An 18,085-nucleotide genomic window follows, 5' to 3' on the forward strand; every position below is an offset into this window, starting at 1 on the left:
TTTTTATGAATAATACCAACAATGATAAACCAACTGCATTTATAACTGGCGCAACTAGTGGTATAGGCCTTGCAACCGCAAAAATTTTTGCTTCCAACAAGATTAATATAGTTATCTGTGGGAGGCGAAAAAAGCGATTGGATGCACTAAAAAAGGAACTGTCCAGACATACCAAAGTTTTTACTTTGGTATTTGATGTGCAGGACAAAAAGGCGGTTTTTAAAGCTATTGATTCCCTGCCAACGGAATTCTCCAATATTGATATTCTTATCAATAATGCGGGGAATGCCCATGGTCTCAGTTCTATCGAGGAAGGAAATCTGGAAGACTGGGAGGCAATGTTGGACATTAATGTCAAAGGGCTGTTGTACGTTTCCAAGGCCATAATGCCGCAAATGATCAAAAATAAAGCCGGACATATTATAAATATAGGCTCCATTGCAGGCAAAGAGGTGTACCCCATGGGGAATATTTACTGTGCCAGTAAATATGCTGTGGATGCTATAAACCAAGGGATGAGAATTGACCTTAACAAATATGGTATTCGGGTTGGGGCTATAAATCCGGGATTGGTGGAAACAGAATTTAGTAAAGTGCGCTTTAAAGGGGATAATGGCCGGGCTTCTGATACCTATAAAGGATATAAACCGTTACAAGCTGAAGACATCGCAGACATTATCCATTTTATGGTCACCAGGCCTTCACATGTTAATATTGCAGATTTATTGGTTATGCCAACGGCACAGGCGAGTGCTACTATTGTCAATAAGAAATTATGATCAATAAACGTTTACTCGTAAAAAACCTTCTTGCCCATAATGACGAGAACAGCTTTTATGATAAAAAGCGGTTTATAGATATTGGAAAAAGGGAGGGGAAGGCTAAATTTTTAAAGCATGTTTGTGCACTGGCCAATAGTAATCCGAAAAACAACTCTTTTATTGTTATTGGAGTAGAGGATGAGGACAACGAAATTGTAGGGGTCGATTTTTTTGATGATAGCAAAATTCAAAATTTGGTAAATGCCTATTTGGACAATCCGCCACGCATTACTTATGAAAATATTCCTTTTCCCCATTTGCCCATAGGCAAGGTAGTGGGTTTGGTAACTATAAAATCCAATGGCAAGGTTTGTTCTTTACGAAAGAATATATGGAAGTATTATGGGGGAGCGGTATTCTTTAGGGATGGAAGCATTAGTATGCCAAAGGCATATGGAATTGAGTTGACCGATATAAATGCTGAAGCTGTGGCCACCATAGAACAGCATGCTAAAAATAATATTGAACTTACTTTGGATGGGGTGGTCGACTTTTTAAATGAACGGCATAAAGATCTTACAAGTCACTACAAGGTGTTTAAGGAGCAATTTGTGGTTTGCTGGGCAGGAAATCAAAAAAAAGTAAATAATGAAATCTATTACTCCCGTGTTGATATAGAATTGATAAATGAACAAGTGAAGCTATTTTTTTCTGAATTTGATGAAATCACTATAACTTACGATGAAAATTCCTTTACTACCATCGAATATGTTCAGTTGGGATTAAGCAGTCAGCAAAAATATTATCCCTTGGAAAAGGTGGTCATTACCTTTTCAGATAATGGTACATATACCATTCAAAGCGATTTAATATTTGAACCTCCCTTATATGATAAAAAAACACTTCATCATATTTATAATACCAATAGCGCCGTACTTAATAAAATAGAAATGGAAATACCTTTAACTCCAAACGAAAGAAGGGATTTATCCCTATTGTCCGATACCTTGTTAATTTGTTATGTTAATGGCTTTGAAGAGGCCAAGGATATAATGGAAAACGCAAAACCAATAATAAAGAAATACGATCTTCCGGTGTATCAATCTATTAAGGAATCCCTGCGGATCATTAGAAAGATGAAATATAACTAAGCCTAGCCTACCATTGTATTTATAACCTTTTTAATTGATCCTGAGTGGGCAAAGGTTCTATGGCCCCATAATTGGTGGTGGTAATTGCTCCGGCCTTATTGGCAAGTTGAACCATATTTTCTAAAGGTCCAGAATTGGTCATAAGGGCGTCTAGGTTAGTGGTATTGGCAATTTGTTCCAATAAACAGCCAATGAAAGCATCTCCCGCACCTGTAGTATCAATAGGGGTTACCTTTATACTAGGGATTATTTTTTTAATTAAAGGAGTGCTTAAATAGGTTCCTTCCCCGCCCAATGTTACAGTAATTATTTTGCAGCCTAACTGATGTAAAAAAGTACAGGCCTCTTCCAGATCTTCCTTTCCAGAGAGTAGTTGGGCCTCCTCCATACTAAATTTGCACAAATGGGATTTTTCTATAAAAGGGATACATTTTTGTATAAAGATGGCTTCCGTTCCTTTCCAGAGATCGGCCCTGAAATTAGGGTCAAAGGAAATGAAGCTATTGCTGGAAATGGCCTCTTGCAGATAAAGTGAATACGCCTCTTCCAAACTGCCCCCCAAGAATGATGTGGCGGCCCCAAAATGTACAATTTGATCTTTAAACAGATTTTTTAATCTGCGGTCATGTGTTAATTCTTTGTCCGCACCACGGCTAAAAACAAAATCTCTTTCGCCATCTGCTGCTAATGAAACAAAAGCCAAGGTAGTGAAAGTGTCGGACCTCTGCGCTAGGGATACGTCCACTTGTCCCTCGGCTAAGGTGTTGATAAGAAAAGTGCCAAAGGGATCTTTGCCCACACAGCCAATAAAAAAACTTTTACCACCCAGTTTTGCAATAGCCGATGCAACATTTGCAGGAGCACCACCAGCCTTTTTGGTAAAATCATTGGCTTTTGAAAGATCACTTCCTTGTTTTTCGGCAACAAAATCTATTAATAATTCTCCTATACAGAAAACATTCTTCATCCCTTGAATTTATTTGATAAATCTAAAATAAACAGAAATATGTATTAATACTATAAATGCCCCTAAATGCGAACAAATAGAGGCATAATTTTCTAAAATTAAACAAAATGGGTAAAACAAGGTAGGCTTATCCGCATTTTGAAGAACCGCAATCCTTGCAGGTAAGACATCCTTCCTGATAAATCAGATTGTGAGAATTACAGGCATCACATTTTTGGCCTTTGGCTTCTGTGCCATCCGCTACATATCTTTTTAAAGCCCTTGCAACTCCGTTTTTCCATGTATTGATAGATTCGCTGTCCAATTGCAGGCTATTGATCAGGTCTACCACTTTTTCAATATGCATACCATGGCGTAGGGTGCTCGAAATTAATTTGGCATAGTTCCAATATTCTGGATTAAATTTATGGGATAGCCCTTCAATAGTGGTTTTGTAGCCCCTTTTGTTTTTGTACTGAAAATCATAGCGCGAAGTGCCGTCTTGGTTCCTGCTTTTTAAGATTACTCCGTTGTTGACCCATCTAGGAATTAAAATACCGTCTTCATCATCTGCCATACCAGTAAAAATTTCATAAGGCTGGTCATTTATTAACCCAATAAAGGCAATCCATTTTTCTTTATTGTTTTGAAGTCTTACTACGTCTGCCTCCAAAACTTGGGGACGTTTGGTAGGAAAATGTACTAGGGACTCATCCTTTTCGGAATTCTTCGGTTCATTGGATATCAAAACACCTGACCTGGAGCCGTCTCTGTATACAGTGACACCCTTGCAGCCCTGTTTCCAAGCTTCCAAATACAGTTTTCCGACCAATTCTTCGGAAACATCGTTCGGAAGGTTTATAGTGACACTTATGGAGTGGTCTACCCATTTTTGAACGGCGCCCTGTAAACGAACTTTGCTCAACCAATCCACATCATTGGAAGTGGCTTTGTGGTAAGGGGATTTTTCAACAATTTTCTGAAGTTCTTCTTGGGTATAATTTTTTTCTGTATCGATTCCCTTTACGGACATCCATTGTTTAAATTTATGATGGAAGACCACATATTCTTCCCAAGAATCGCCAACTTCATCAACAAAGTCAACTCGGGCATCCTTGTCATTTGGGTTCACTTTTCTGCGGCGCTTGTACACGGGTAGGAAAACGGGTTCTATACCAGATGTGGTTTGGGTCATTAAACTAGTGGTACCGGTAGGTGCAATGGTCAATAAGGCAATATTTCTACGCCCGTATTCCAGCATTTCATAATATAGTTTTTCATCGGCTTCCTTCAGGCGTAGGATAAAAGGGTTGTTTTTTTCCCTTTCGGCATCAAAGATTTGAAATGCCCCACGATCTTTTGCTGCATGTACTGAGGCCCTGTAGGCTTCCAAGGCTATTGTTTTATGTACCTCAATTGAAAATTCGTTGGCCTTGTCACTACCATAACGCAAGCCTAGTGCTGCAAGCATGTCTCCCTCCGCGGTAATGCCAATTCCTGTACGGCGTCCACTCTCTGCTTTTTCTTTTATCTTGTTCCATAAATTGTATTCTACTGCTTTGGTTTCCTCCAATTCGGGATCTGCCTTTATTTTTTCAAGAATGGCATCTACCTTCTCCAATTCCAGGTCAATAATGTCGTCCATGATCCGTTGGGCAGCAGCAATATGTTCTTTGAAGAGCGTATAATTAAAGCTTGCCTTATCTGTAAATGGCTGATCTACATAGGAAAATAGATTTATGGCCAACAAGCGACAAGAATCGTATGGACATAGGGGAATTTCGCCACAGGGATTGGTGGATACCGTATTGTAACCTAAATCTGAATAACAATCGGGTACAGATTCTTTAATGATGGTGTCCCAGAACAAAATGCCTGGTTCTGCAGATTTCCATGCGTTATGAACTATTTTCCCCCAAAGTTTTTGGGCATCAAGGGATTTGGATAGTTTAGGGTCGGAACTATGGACAGGAAATTTTTGGGTATAGGGCTGGCCGTTTTGAACCGCTTTCATAAAATCATCGTCAATTCTAACTGAAACATTGGCTCCAGTTACTTTTCCCTGCTCCATTTTTGCATCAATAAAATCTTCTGCATCCGGATGGTTTATGGAAACCGATAACATAAGAGCGCCTCTTCGGCCGTCTTGGGCCACTTCCCTGGTCGTATTGGAGTACCTTTCCATAAAGGGTACAAGACCAGTAGAGGTCAACGCCGAGTTTTTTACAGGGGAACCCTTTGGTCGTATATGGGATAGGTCATGACCAACTCCGCCACGACGCTTCATTAACTGTACTTGTTCCTGGTCTATTTTCAAAATTCCACCATATGAATCTGACTTGCCGTCATTGCCGATTACAAAACAATTGGAAAGGGACGCAACCTGAAAAGGATTGCCAATACCGGCCATAGGGCTCCCTTGGGGGACTATATATTTAAAATTCTTAATAAGATCAAAAACTTGCCCTTCATTTAGAGGATTTGGATATTTTTGTTCTATTCTAGCAATCTCTTTAGCTATTCTTCGATGCATATCGTCCGGAGTCAGCTCATAAATATTCCCTTCGGAATCTTTTAGGGCATATTTGTTTACCCAAACCTTGGCAGCAAGGTCGTCACCATTAAAATATTTTAGTGAAGCACTAATAGCTTCTTCTTGAGTGAAGGTCTTTTTAGGTCCTTGCGCAATTTTTGTGGGCATAGAATAATTTTTAGTGGTTGTGTAACCTTGGAATTAAAAGCAAAAGTATTAAAAAAAATAGGAAGTAAAACATGATAATTATCATTAAAGTTTACAAATAAATTATGTTAATATATTGTAAATCAATGAAATATGTAATTATGAACAAGAAAAAGTTAACAAATAAAATTTACTTTATTCTAATTTCCTTTTTATTGGCTTCAATTGGGGTGGATTTTATGCATAGGTATTGTAATAGGTTATTAATTTTCACGGCAATACTTTTAGGTACATTTATGTAACCCATGTGGGTTGATATTTATATGTAAAAATGAATAGGATTCGGGCTATTGCCTTAGTATATAGGAATATTTTAATTTTAGTTCTAATTGCCATTGCTATTTATGTGGTATTTGCGATTTTTGCCTAATGAGAACATTAGTGATTGGAGATCTACATTCTGGTTTAAAAGCGCTGAAGCAAGTTTTATCAAGGGCAAAGGTGGCTACAGGAGACCATCTTGTTTTTTTGGGAGATTATGTGGATGGTTGGAGTGATGCTGTTGATACGGTAAATTTTTTATTGGAGCTTAAGACAATTCATAGATGTACTTTTCTTAGGGGGAATCACGATGAACTATGTAGCGATTGGTTAAAAAGTGGAGACCATAACCCTCTTTGGTTGCAACATGGCGGTAGTGCTACTCAAGATGCTTACCTCCAAGTGGGGGAAGAAACAAAAAAAGCCCATATCAAATTTTATGATAATTTGGAAAATTATATAATAGACGCTGAAAATCGTTTGTTTATCCACGCCGGATTTACTAACTTAAGGGGTGTAAAACATGAATATTTTACCAAAACCTTTTATTGGGATAGAACCCTTTGGGAATTGGCACTGTCTTTGGATCCGTCATTAACTGTAAAGGATGAATTTTACCCTCAAAGGTTAACACACTACCATGAGATTTTTATTGGTCATACACCGGTAACAAGGATTGGTAGGACAACGCCAAAAAATGCAGCCAACATTTGGAATGTTGATACGGGGGCAGCCTTTAAAGGGCCTTTGACGATTATGGATGTAGATTCAAAACAATATTGGCAAAGTGATCCCGTATATTTGTTTTATCCTTCAGAAAAGGGAAGAAACTAAAATTAACTGCCTATTGGGGCAAATTATCAAGATTATTAAGGATATTTACATAAAATTTGAAGAATGTCTAATAAGAACGTTAGAATAGAAGTAATGAAATCCATTGAGGGTAAGGTAGATGGGTTTATAGACCAATACCTTATTCCTATACAGGATATTTGGCAACCCACAGATTTTTTACCCGATACACAAAGTGAGGGATTCATGGATCATGTAAATCAGATACGTGAAGAAGCCAAGGAATTAGGGTATGACCTATGGGTTACCCTGGTTGCTGATACGATTACAGAGGAAGCACTGCCTACCTACGAATCTTGGCTAATGGATGTAGAAGGAATAGATCAACACGGTGAGAACAAAAATGGTTGGTCCAAATGGGTGCGCCATTGGACGGCCGAGGAAAATAGGCATGGTGATGTGTTAAATAAATACCTTTATTTGGCTGGAAGGGTCAATATGAGGGAAGTGGAAATTACCACGCAGCATTTGATTGCCGATGGTTTCGACATAGGAACGGATAGGGATCCTTATAAAAACTTTATATATACCTCTTTTCAAGAATTGGCAACCAATATTTCTCATAAAAGGGTTGGCCAAATGTGTAAAAAAGGCGGTAATGCCCTATTGGGTAAAATGTGTACCATTATTGCTGGTGATGAAATGAGACACCATTTGGCATATAGGGAATTTGTTAAGGTGATTTTTGAAAATGACCCAAGTCAGATGATGTTGGCCTTTGCCGATATGATGAAGAAAAAAATTGTTATGCCGGCACATTTCCTAAGGGAGTCTGGTGGAAGTATTGGAACTGCTTTTGAAAATTTTTCCAATTGTGCCCAAAGACTTGGCGTATACACTGCTCAGGATTATATAGAAATTTTGAGAAAATTGAATAGTTATTGGGAATTGGATAGCATAAGAACTCTTAACGACGATGCGGAAAGGGCTAGGGATTATTTAATGAAATTGCCTGAAAGATTGGAGCGAATTGCTACTAGGATGAAATTTCCTGAGGACGACTATAGGTTTAAGTGGGTTGAAGCCAACGGGAGAATGGTATAGTGCTATTGTCTTCTAAAAAAGTTCAACTTGTTATAAAGGAAAAAGTGAAGCAATCAATTGCTTCACTTTTTCCTTTATATATAGCCTCAGTTTCTCTGTCATTTGCATTGGAAACCACTGATGGGGCGGGGCAATTATTATAGTTTGCCCCTTTTGTGCTCCTCTTGCCATTTGTGCAATTCTTTCCATTTGCCTTCATGAGCCATTTTGGCCTGCATAGGCCAGGAGGCAGGGTCATGAATTTTATACCGGGCTCCGCCTGTGTCCAATATTTCTTGACATCTTGCGACAGCCGTTTCGGACAAATCTTTCCAAGTCTTAATATCAAAAGAATTAAATAGTTGCTGTATTTTAGGGCCAATCCCTTCCACAATCTTTAAGTCGTCCAGTTTTATGGCTTTGCCAAAGATTGTTTTAGCAGCTTTCGCGTTAAAGTGAATTTGCGCCTCGCTCGCGGCGATCGGAGCAACTGATTTTGCGGAAATGGTCGGCTCAACTTTTTGAGCAAGTTGTTTGTTGCATGTTGCCAAATCGGCTTGTAGTTGAACGGTTTTGTCCTTTAGTATTCTTAATTCTGAAGACTGATCTATTTGGGGACTCTTTCCTTTACCAATTAAATAGCCAAATAGGGCACAGACGATACCCACTACGGCCGGAATTAACCAGCACCAAATATTCATGTTTTCCATATACGTTAAAGTTTAAGGTTAGTTATTCTATTTAGGGTTCTTTTATTTGCTGCTTTTGGTTTGCTGCCGTACTATTCTTAACAATGATTTCAGAGGCTTCTACTGTAGAAGTATGGTCTAATTCGGTTGTGCATGAATTGCACATCATTATATTAAAGAAGGTTCCTGCAATAATGGTGATTACGATACCCAACAAATTGGTTGTTCTTTTAGACATTTTTAATAGCTGTTTGGGTTTAGCTTAAATATATTAAAAATTCCTTTAAAATGTTAAAATAATGGCCTTAAATATTACCTGTCAATCAGTTAACAGTAGTTGGGGGCCTATTTTGGTCGAATTTTTGCCATTCGTAGATTTAATAGGTTGTTTAAAGCTAGGTGCTGTTTTTAAACTTTTCCTAGCCTGTATATGAATGGTTTAGGAGAGAATCTTACCCCAATAATTGATATCAATGTGCTGAAAACTTACCAATTATACAAATTTCAGTACCATCTGTATAATTTTACTTTTAAACATGGTGTAGAATGTAGACTTTAGAGGAAACATTATAATTACAAAGACCTTATTTCTCCCGACTAAGTTCCGGCATTGAAATAGGTCTTAATCACCATAATTATTTGAGTTAGTTTGGTTAAACCCGCAGCTATTTCTAATGGACCTATTCGGGGGGAGGGGAAATTTACAATTGGCTACGGGTTTATTATTTTCTAAACATTCAAATGTCAAGTTCTTGTCCTGAGGCACTGTTGAATAATTCTTCAGGATGGTATTTGGTTAGTTAGTTAAAACCCGCAATGTATCGGAGCTAAACCAGTACATTGCGGGTTTTTTTATTATACTTTGGTTTTATAAATCAAACTTTATCCCTTGGGCCAGCGGTAATTCGGTGGTGTAGTTAATAGTATTGGTCTGCCTTCGCATATAGATTTTCCAGGCATCCGATCCAGATTCACGGCCACCACCTGTTTCTTTTTCCCCGCCAAAAGCACCTCCTATTTCGGCACCCGATGTTCCAATATTAACATTGGCTATGCCACAATCACTTCCTTGAACAGAAAGGAAACGTTCAGCCTCCCTTAGGTTATTGGTCATAATTGCAGAGGATAGGCCCTGTACCACTCCATTTTGTATTGTAATGGCATTTTCCACATCTCCTGAATATTTTATAAGATATAATACAGGTGCGAAAGTTTCGTGTTGTACAATTTCAAAAGTATTGGAGGCTTCTGCAATGGCAGGTTTTACATAGCATCCGCTTTCATATCCCTCTCCTTGCAATACACCGCCTTCAACAATAAGTTTGCCTCCTTCTTCCACTACTTTTTTAAGCGCATGCTCGTACATCTTTACCGCATCGGTATCGATCAACGGACCTACATGGTTATTTTGATCCAATGGATTTCCGATACGTAATTGCTTGTATGCTGTAACAATGGCTTCTTTCACCTTGTCATAAATGGATTCGTGTATTATTATTCTACGCGTTGAGGTACAGCGTTGTCCAGCTGTGCCTACTGCCCCAAAAACAGCACCAATAACCGTCATTTTTATGTCTGCATCTTGGGTAACTATAATAGCGTTGTTACCTCCAAGCTCCAGAAGTGATTTTCCTAATCGTGCAGCTACTGCTTGAGCCACGATTTTCCCCATGCGGATGGAACCTGTAGCAGACACCAACGGGACTCTTTTGTCGTGAGTCATATACTCTCCAACTTTATAATCCCCGTTGATTAAACAGGAAATACCTTCTGGAAGATTATTTTCCTTGAAAACCATAGCTGCGATGTTTTGACATGCTATTCCACAGAGTGGTGTTTTTTCACTGGGCTTCCAAATACAGACATCTCCCGAAATCCATGCTAATGCTGTGTTCCATGCCCATACGGCCACTGGGAAGTTAAACGCAGAAATAATACCTACAATCCCTAAAGGATGGTATTGTTCGTACATTCTATGTCCAGGTCTTTCGGAGTGCATGGTAAGACCGTGCAATTGTCTTGATAGGCCTACGGCAAAATCACAGATATCTATCATTTCCTGAACTTCTCCCAAACCTTCTTGATATGATTTGCCCATTTCATAGGAAACCAATCTTCCTAAAGGTTCTTTAAGTTCACGAAGTTTATCACCAAACTGGCGTACTATTTCTCCTCTAAGAGGTGCGGGTTTCGTTTTCCAAATTTTAAAAGCGTTGGTGGCAACATCCATAACTTTTTCATAATCTGCTTTAGAGGTCGTTCTTACTTTGCCAATTAAAGCTCCATCTACAGGAGAATATGATGCTAGCTCCTCACCGGAAGAAAAATTGTCCGAACCGGTTGATGTTCCGTTATTTAAAGTTGTTATACCTAATTTCTTCAAGGCTTCGTGGATTCCAAAATCCTGTGCAGTTTTTGACATTTATAACTTTTTTATCGTTAATTGTGATATTTTTCAAATTTACAAATTATTGTGTTGACTAAGGTGTTAGTGTGTATAAATGTTATCTAAAACCTATTTAGTGGTATGATGACCAAAAAAATTTTGATTTAAATTTTAAAGGAATTGCTGAATTGCGAGAGTAGTTATTTGCCCTCTTCTGCAATAAACCTTTCATCAACTGGCATTACTGTTCCACAATTATTGCAGGTACGCAGCTTCTCAGAGGCGTAAAAGGTCTTAAAGTGACCTAAAAAGTCTTTTTCTATATCGTTCAGAGTGAAGTAAACTTCATGTAATTTGTTATTGCAGTTATCACAAAACCACAGTAGCCCATCTTTAGCATCCAACTTGGCCCTTTTACGTTCAATGACCAGACCTATAGAATCAGCATGCCTAACGGGAGAATGTGGCACACTGGCCGGGTGTAGGTACATATCCCCTGGACCCAAATGCATGGTTTTTTTTTGGCCGTTTTCTTGAATATGAACCTCAATAGTTCCTTCCAATTGATAAAAAAGCTCTTCTGTTTCATTGTAATGATAGTCTTTTCGGGCATTGGGGCCTGCGACAATCATAACAATATAATCACCCGATTCTGTATAAAGGTTTTTGTTTCCTACAGGAGGTTTTAAAGTTGCTCTATTTTCGGAAATCCACCTATTAAGATTGAAAGGTTGTTGTATGGACATAGCTGTTTCTTATTGATATTATAATGCCTATTGATTATTGATAGGGATAAATAAGTGTGCTATCAGTTGTTTCAACAAGGATTTATATCAAAAATAAGAAAAGTAAACTGCTTTAAGGAAGACTATCTGTAGAAGAGTTGGGTAAAATATAGTTTGCCATCCAAATTTCTCTTTACGCTTACAGCAGTATGGGTAAATTCTCCTTCGATAGTTTTTCTATGGTCAGAACTGGCTAGCCATTTTTGAAAGGCCTCAATTGCAGAATCATAGTCTTTTGCTACATTTTCAGAAACAAAAGAGGCATTGACGGCTAGGGAGATATCCGATGCCCGTGCGCTAAAATTATCATGATTAATAGAACCTTTGGCTATCATATAGTCGGTATGCTTGTTGGCATACTCATAGGCAACATCGCTAAAATCCAAATCCGTATATCCTAAGGAAATACGGTGGTCATTAACAATGCCAAGTAATTCCTCCTCCACCTCAACAGCGTTTTCTGCTTTGGGACTATTTGCCGACTCTATAGGCTCTGTGGTACAAGAGACTACTACAAATGCGAACAATAGCATTATAAAATAATGCAATTTCGTTTTCATACAATGTTCTATTTGTAAGTAGGAAGAAAGGGAAGAATGGGGAATTCTTGTATTCTCGTAATTGGCTTCTCGTGACCAATCATGTAATATTAAATAAATTATGGAGCACCGAGCCGAATTAATTGGTTTATTCGATGAAATGCACAAATAAGTAATAATCCTGTAATACAAAGATTACTTATAGAGTACAATTTTCTAGATGTTTTTTGTAAAAATAAGTAGTGGTATTTTGATTATTGGCTTCCAATTAAAATGGCAAATTAGATTATTTTTTCTCTGAGTAATTACGGCATAAAATATTCCCCAAAAGAAAATCCTTTTATCTTTACTGTATTAAATTGGCTGCCTCTATGAAATTAATTATCCACACTCTTATATTTGTTTTAATCCTTGGTTGTAACTCCAAAAAAGAGATTGATAAAACCTCAATAGACAACTTAAATCTTTATCAAGACTTTATAACAGAAGTCTCCCATGGTATAATTTCTGTAAAAGCAGATGTACGAGTGGTGATGAACAATCCCGTTGATTCATGGAAAAGTGGACAGGAACTGAGTAGCGATTTGTTGCAGGTAGTCCCTAAGACCAAAGGCAAAGTAGTTGCTTTGGACAGTAGAACTATCGCTTTTATACCTGAAAATGGTTTTCAACAGGATAATACCTATAGGCTTACTCTGGATCTGGGGGCCATTATAAATGATGTCCCAAAAGATTTACGGCAGTTCAATTTCAGTGTAAAAACATTGAAACAACAGTTTAATTTATATACCCAGGCGGTTCAATCCTATTCCAAGGATTACCAATATATAGAGGGGCAATTAAAAACTGCGGACCAATTAAGTTTAGAAAATGCCAAACAGTTGTTGGAGGTAAAACAAAAAGCGAAAAGAGTTTCCGTAAAATTTGATTCATCTATTGCCGAAGGCACCCAATTTTATTTTAAAATTGATAGTATCCAGAGATTTGAAGAGGATACGGAATTGGAGGTTGTTTGGGACGGTAAGGTTTTAAATATAGATAGTTCAGGAAAGAATACAATAAAGATCCCGGGTAAGAGCAATTTCAGTATTCTGGATGTTGTGGTGGAAACCGGTGAAAATCAAATTATAAATATCAACTTTTCGGATCCTTTAAAAAAGGGACAGAACTTTAAAGGTCTAGTAGTGTTGGAAGGCGATGGTAACCCTAAATACAATGTTATAGGGAATACCCTAAAAATATATCCTTCCAAAGAGGTAAATGCTACTCTTCAGCTAGAGGTTTTTGAAGGTATTGAAAGTACTGATGGGTACAAGTTAAAAACAAAGCTAACCGAGAGGGTAGCTTTCGAACAAATAAGACCAGAGGTCCGATTATTATCCAATGGGACAATTTTACCTTCTTCCAATAACCTAAAAATAAATTTTGAGACGGTAAATCTAAAGTCGGTCAACGTAACCGTTCTTAAAATTTTTCAAAACAATGTTTTGCAGTTCTTACAAGGAAATAATCTGAACGGGAACTATAATTTAAAAACAGTTGCTAGACCCATAGCAACAAAGGAATTGGATTTGGAAACCAATCTTAGCAGTAATAGCGGAAAATGGTCAGCACATGCCCTAGATTTAAAATCGCTCATTACTCCAGAAGTCGGTGCCATGTATAGGGTTGAATTTAGTTTTAAGCCATCGTATAGCCTTTATAAATGTGATGACACCAATTTTAAACTGGAAACGTCGACAGGGGATAATTTTGATCAAGAAACGGAAAATAGCTCATGGGACGGGGTAGAGTCTTATTATGAAGATTACTATTTTAATTACGACTGGAACCAACGTGATAACCCTTGCCATGCCTCCTATTATTATGATAAAGCCGTTGGCACCAATGTTTTGGCCTCGGATTTAGGAGTTACCATAAAACAGGGGGTGAACAAAAGTTATTTTGTAGCGGTCAATGATATTGTAAGTTCCAATCCTTTAGGTGGAGTCAAAGTAAATTTTTATAATTACCAGCAACAGCCCATTGGACAAGTTATAACAGCGGTAGATGGCACTTCTATTTTTGACTCCGATATTTTGGCATACTTTGCCATAGCTGAAAGCAATGGGCAAAAAACCTACGTTAAACTGAATGACGGCAATGCCTTATCTGTTAGTAAGTTTAATGTTGATGGCGTTGCTCTGCAAAAGGGAATTAAAGGTTTTATTTTCGGGGAAAGAGGTGTTTGGCGTCCAGGTGATAAGCTTTTTGTTTCTTTTCTATTGAATGATAACGCTAATAAACTTCCGATAGGGCATCCGGTTAAGCTGGAGTTAATAGACCCCTACAACAAGGTGGTGCTTCGCGAAGTAAAGACCAATACCATAGGCAATTTTTACAGTTTTGTTTTAAGGACAGATGAAAATGCACCTACCGGTAATTGGCTGGCCAAGATTTCTGTAGGCGGGGCATCCTTTACTAAAACAATTAAGATCGAAACGATCAAACCTAATCGACTTAAGATTAAAACAGATTTCGAAGATGAGGTTTTGTCCGGTGGTAAACCTATAAAAGGGACCTTACAGGTAGCTTGGCTCCACGGAGCGGTGGCTAAAAACTTAAAAGCGGATGTAACGGCCAAGTTTAATATTCAGACTACAACTTTTAAAAATTTTCCAGCTTATATTTTTGATGATCCCACTAGGGCTTTTGCCACCGAAGATCAAGTAGTTTTTAATAGCACTGTTAATGCCGAAGGCAAGGCGTCCTTTTCCTTAAGCCCACAAATTAATAGTCAGGCGCCTGGAATGCTAAAAGCGGCATTTATTACCAAGGTATATGAAAATGGAGGTGATTTTAGTACGGATGTATTTACAAAACAATTTTCGCCATTCAATACTTACGTAGGTCTAAATGTGCCCAAGGGCGATAAGACCAGAGGCATGTTGCTCACAGATGAAGCCCATAAATTTGAAGTTGTAACGGTAGATGAATTGGGCAATGCCAAAGCCGCCAAAAATCTAAAAATTACCATTTATAAAGTTAACTGGAGGTGGTGGTGGGAGACTTCTGAGGACAATCTTTCCAATTTTACCAGCAGTGAATATCAGGAAAAGGTATTTGAGAAAAATATTAATACAAATTCAAGTGGTAAGGCATCATTTAATTTTGAACTAAAATATCCTGATTGGGGCCGATATTTGGTTAGAGTAGAGGATCCATTAGGCGGACATGCTACAGGTAAAACCATTTATGTGGATTGGCCGGGATGGGCTGGAAAATCAATGAAAAATGACCCTTCAGCAGCTACAATGTTGATGTTTTCAACGGATAAGGAAGTTTATAAAGTTGGGGAAAAGGCCATTGTTACCTTTCCAGGTTCTCAAGGCGGTAGGGCATTGGTCACCATTGAAAACGGAACTGAGGTATTGCATTCGCTCTGGGTGGAATCGGAAAAAGGGGAAACAAAATTTGAAATCCCGATAACTAAATTGTACACGCCCAATGTATACATTAACATTAGTTTATTGCAGCCACATGCCAGCACCTTAAACGATTCCCCTATCCGAATGTATGGAGTGGTTCCCATATTGGTAGAGGATCCATTGACGAAACTACAGCCAGAAATTTCCATGCCAGATGTGTTACGGCCGGAAGAAAGCATCACGGTCAAGGTAAAAGAGAAAGAGGGCAGGTCTATGACCTATAGTATTGCTATAGTGGATGAAGGATTACTTGATTTAACGCGCTTTAAAACCCCAAATCCTTGGAATTCTTTTTATGCGAGAGAAGCTTTGGGAGTTAAGAGTTGGGATGTGTACGATGATGTTATAGGAGCCTACGGGGGAAAAATAAATCAAGTTTTTGCTATCGGAGGAGACGGGGAATTGGCGGGAGCTAAAAATAAAAAAGCAAATCGCTTTGAACCTATGGTAGTTTATCTAGGACCATTTTCCTTGAAGGAAGGGGAAACACAATCACATAAAATAGACATACCTAAATATATTGGGTCCGTACGTACGATGGTCATAGCCGGTAATTCAGGGCAAGCGGCTTATGGTGTCGCAGAAAAAACAACACCGGTGCGAAAACCCCTTATGGTATTGGCTTCCTTACCAAGGAAGATTACTCCAGGAGAGACAGTAACCTTGCCTGTGACCGTTTTTGCCATGGAAAATAAGATAAAGGAAGTGACTTTAAAAATTAAGCCGGACCCTTCCTTTAGCATTCAAGGCGATGCTATACAAATCGTTTCTTTCTCCCAGCCAGATGAGAAAATGGCTTATTTTCAATTGAAAGTAGCCGATTATAACGGTATTGGTAAGGTAGTAGTTGAAGCTTCGGGGAATGGTGAAAAGGCATCATTTGAGGTGCCTATAGATGTGGTGAACCCCAACCCATTAACCACCATTACCGAGGAAGTGGTTTTAGAGGCCAATAGTGAAAGAACGATGGAACTTACTACTTTTGGGATTTCAGGAAGTAACAAGGCAGAAGTTGAATTTTCTACACTTCCACCCATGAATTTTAATGGAAGGTTGCAATATCTGATTCAATATCCACATGGGTGTTTGGAGCAGACTACCTCTAGTGCTTTCCCCCAATTATTCGTTGCAGATATCTTTGATATTAATTCTACAAGGAAAAAAGAGATTCAGCAAAATATGGTGAGTGCCATTAAAAGAATAGGCAGTTATCAAATGCCGAGTGGTGGTTTCTCTTATTGGCCAGGACAAAATTATGCTGATGATTGGAGTTCCTCCTACGTGGGTCACTTTTTATTGGAAGCCGAGAAAAAAGGATATGTTCTGCCAATTGGATTTAAGTCTTCCTGGGTATCTTATCAGCAAAATATGGCAAGACAATGGAGATCAGGGCCTTCCTTTTCAGATTTGACGCAGGCATACCGATTGTATACCCTGGCCCTTTCGGGAAATGCGGACATTGCTTCGATGAACAGACTAAGGGAAACGACCAATCTGTCCAACGAGGGAAAATACCGCTTGGCAGCTACTTACGCACTTGTTGGTCAAGAGAGTGTTGCCCAACAGCTGATAAAATCAGCAAATCTTGATTTTTCGGGGAGTAAAAATGATTATTTCACCTATGGTTCCCCTGAACGTAACAGAGCTATGGTCTTGGAAACGTTTGTGCTTTTAAAAGACAAAATAAAAGCTCAAGAAATGGCCAAGACCTTGGCGCAACTTTTAAGTAACGATCAATGGATGAGTACGCAAAGTACAGCTTATTGTCTTTTAGCACTGGCAAAGTTTGCGGATATGATAGGAGGTAAAGGAATTAAGGCTAGTTTAACGGTAAATGGCGAAAGCACCACTATTGAGACGGCCAAAACGCTGGCCAATATGGGAGTCGGAATTAAAACGGGCACCAATTCTATCAATATAAAAAATGTAGGCTCCAATATTTTATACGTGAGTATCATTAAAAGTGGTATACTAGCAGTAGGGGAAGAGAAGGTGGTTCAGCGAAATTTATCGGCCAATGTAGTTTTCAAAGGGAGGAATGGTACCAAATTGGACCCATCTTCCATAATGCAGGGGACGGATTTTGTAGCTGAAGTATCGCTGACCAATACCAAGGCAGAATTGATCAAGAATGTGGCATTGTCCGAAATTTTCCCTAGTGGATGGGAAATAGTAAATACACGATTCACAGATTTTGGAGATTTTGCTGAAAATGAGGTAACCTATACAGATTTAAGGGATGATAGGGCCAATTTTTATTTTGACCTGAAGAAGAATGAGACTAAAATATTTAGGGTATTGTTGAACGCTTCTTATTTGGGTAGATATTATTTGCCGGGGATACAGGCTGAGGCTATGTACAATAATGATTACGCCGTGCGCACTAAAGGCCAATGGGTTGAGGTGGTGCAGTAATGAAATCCATGCTGCTAAAAAATAAATATCAATTCTGCGCAACCATTTTTACTTTTCTGCATTCTTATAA

General features: G+C 38.5%; 12 protein-coding genes. 5 read left to right on the forward strand and 7 right to left on the reverse strand.

Translation table 11 applies throughout. The features are described 5' to 3' along the window. Positions 1-5: 5 nt before the first annotated feature. Positions 6-779 (forward strand): SDR family NAD(P)-dependent oxidoreductase, encoded by a 774-nt coding sequence (locus CWD90_RS06725; protein WP_103475173.1) that lies wholly within the window; start codon positions 6-8, stop codon positions 777-779. Continuing rightward, the gene (locus CWD90_RS06730) at positions 776-1,912 is read left to right on the forward strand and encodes an ATP-binding protein (RefSeq protein ID WP_103475174.1); all 1,137 of its coding nucleotides are present in this window, start codon (positions 776-778) and stop codon (positions 1,910-1,912) included. The genes CWD90_RS06725 and CWD90_RS06730 overlap by 4 nt, the downstream gene beginning before the upstream one ends. Positions 1,913-1,931: 19 nt before the next feature. Here the strand turns inward: CWD90_RS06730 and CWD90_RS06735 are convergent, their stop codons facing one another. Together CWD90_RS06735 and CWD90_RS06740 are read right to left on the reverse strand one after the other, a co-directional pair. Then, positions 1,932-2,879, reverse strand: a complete 948-nt coding sequence (locus CWD90_RS06735; protein ID WP_103475175.1) for a carbohydrate kinase family protein — start codon at positions 2,877-2,879, stop codon at positions 1,932-1,934. Positions 2,880-3,006: 127 nt separating this feature from the next. Continuing rightward, on the reverse strand, positions 3,007-5,559 hold the full coding sequence (locus tag CWD90_RS06740; RefSeq protein ID WP_103475176.1) for an adenosylcobalamin-dependent ribonucleoside-diphosphate reductase: 2,553 nt from the start codon (positions 5,557-5,559) through the stop codon (positions 3,007-3,009). 408 nt (positions 5,560-5,967) lie between these two features. On the opposite strand from CWD90_RS06740, the gene CWD90_RS06745 reads away from it, so the two are divergent. Both CWD90_RS06745 and CWD90_RS06750 read left to right on the forward strand, forming a co-directional pair. Further along, the gene (locus CWD90_RS06745) at positions 5,968-6,693 is read left to right on the forward strand and encodes a metallophosphoesterase (RefSeq protein ID WP_103475177.1); all 726 of its coding nucleotides are present in this window, start codon (positions 5,968-5,970) and stop codon (positions 6,691-6,693) included. Positions 6,694-6,756: 63 nt separating this feature from the next. Then, positions 6,757-7,755, forward strand: coding sequence for an acyl-ACP desaturase (locus tag CWD90_RS06750; protein WP_103475178.1), 999 nt, complete (start codon positions 6,757-6,759; stop codon positions 7,753-7,755). A 137-nt stretch (positions 7,756-7,892) separates the two neighbouring features. Here the strand turns inward: CWD90_RS06750 and CWD90_RS06755 are convergent, their stop codons facing one another. The 5 genes from CWD90_RS06755 to CWD90_RS06775 form a co-directional block, all read right to left on the reverse strand. Continuing rightward, complete coding sequence (locus CWD90_RS06755; RefSeq protein WP_103475179.1) at positions 7,893-8,444, reverse strand: hypothetical protein; 552 nt, start codon at positions 8,442-8,444, stop codon at positions 7,893-7,895. Between the two features lie 31 nt (positions 8,445-8,475). After that, complete coding sequence (locus CWD90_RS06760; RefSeq protein WP_103475180.1) at positions 8,476-8,661, reverse strand: hypothetical protein; 186 nt, start codon at positions 8,659-8,661, stop codon at positions 8,476-8,478. Positions 8,662-9,291: 630 nt separating this feature from the next. Next, positions 9,292-10,845, reverse strand: coding sequence for an L-piperidine-6-carboxylate dehydrogenase (amaB, locus tag CWD90_RS06765; protein ID WP_103475181.1), 1,554 nt, complete (start codon positions 10,843-10,845; stop codon positions 9,292-9,294). A 164-nt stretch (positions 10,846-11,009) separates the two neighbouring features. After that, positions 11,010-11,555, reverse strand: coding sequence for a 3-hydroxyanthranilate 3,4-dioxygenase (locus CWD90_RS06770; protein ID WP_103475182.1), 546 nt, complete (start codon positions 11,553-11,555; stop codon positions 11,010-11,012). Between the two features lie 122 nt (positions 11,556-11,677). After that, positions 11,678-12,154, reverse strand: a complete 477-nt coding sequence (locus CWD90_RS06775) for a CAP domain-containing protein (RefSeq protein ID WP_103475183.1) — start codon at positions 12,152-12,154, stop codon at positions 11,678-11,680. A gap of 350 nt (positions 12,155-12,504) precedes the next feature. Here CWD90_RS06775 and CWD90_RS06780 point away from each other — a divergent pair, with 350 nt between their 5' ends. Then, positions 12,505-18,015 carry an alpha-2-macroglobulin family protein gene (locus CWD90_RS06780; RefSeq protein WP_103475184.1) on the forward strand — a complete coding sequence of 1,837 codons (5,511 nt, stop codon included), beginning with the start codon at positions 12,505-12,507 and terminating at the stop codon, positions 18,013-18,015. Positions 18,016-18,085 lie beyond the last annotated feature (70 nt).

Origin of the sequence: Arenibacter catalasegens (assembly GCF_002909235.1) — a bacterium.
Taxonomy (GTDB): Bacteria; Bacteroidota; Bacteroidia; order Flavobacteriales; family Flavobacteriaceae; genus Arenibacter; species Arenibacter catalasegens.

Bases quoted from the DNA above. Each gene is read 5' to 3' on its own strand.
- CWD90_RS06725 (WP_103475173.1), top strand. From the start codon at position 6: ATGAATAATACCAACAATGATAAACCAACTGCATTTATAACTGGCGCA.
- CWD90_RS06730 (WP_103475174.1), top strand. From the start codon at position 776: ATGATCAATAAACGTTTACTCGTAAAAAACCTTCTTGCCCATAATGAC.
- CWD90_RS06735 (WP_103475175.1), bottom strand. From the start codon at position 2,879: ATGAAGAATGTTTTCTGTATAGGAGAATTATTAATAGATTTTGTTGCC.
- CWD90_RS06740 (WP_103475176.1), bottom strand. From the start codon at position 5,559: ATGCCCACAAAAATTGCGCAAGGACCTAAAAAGACCTTCACTCAAGAA.
- CWD90_RS06745 (WP_103475177.1), top strand. From the start codon at position 5,968: ATGAGAACATTAGTGATTGGAGATCTACATTCTGGTTTAAAAGCGCTG.
- CWD90_RS06750 (WP_103475178.1), top strand. From the start codon at position 6,757: ATGTCTAATAAGAACGTTAGAATAGAAGTAATGAAATCCATTGAGGGT.
- CWD90_RS06755 (WP_103475179.1), bottom strand. From the start codon at position 8,444: ATGGAAAACATGAATATTTGGTGCTGGTTAATTCCGGCCGTAGTGGGT.
- CWD90_RS06760 (WP_103475180.1), bottom strand. From the start codon at position 8,661: ATGTCTAAAAGAACAACCAATTTGTTGGGTATCGTAATCACCATTATT.
- amaB (WP_103475181.1), bottom strand. From the start codon at position 10,845: ATGTCAAAAACTGCACAGGATTTTGGAATCCACGAAGCCTTGAAGAAA.
- CWD90_RS06770 (WP_103475182.1), bottom strand. From the start codon at position 11,555: ATGTCCATACAACAACCTTTCAATCTTAATAGGTGGATTTCCGAAAAT.
- CWD90_RS06775 (WP_103475183.1), bottom strand. From the start codon at position 12,154: ATGAAAACGAAATTGCATTATTTTATAATGCTATTGTTCGCATTTGTA.
- CWD90_RS06780 (WP_103475184.1), top strand. From the start codon at position 12,505: ATGAAATTAATTATCCACACTCTTATATTTGTTTTAATCCTTGGTTGT.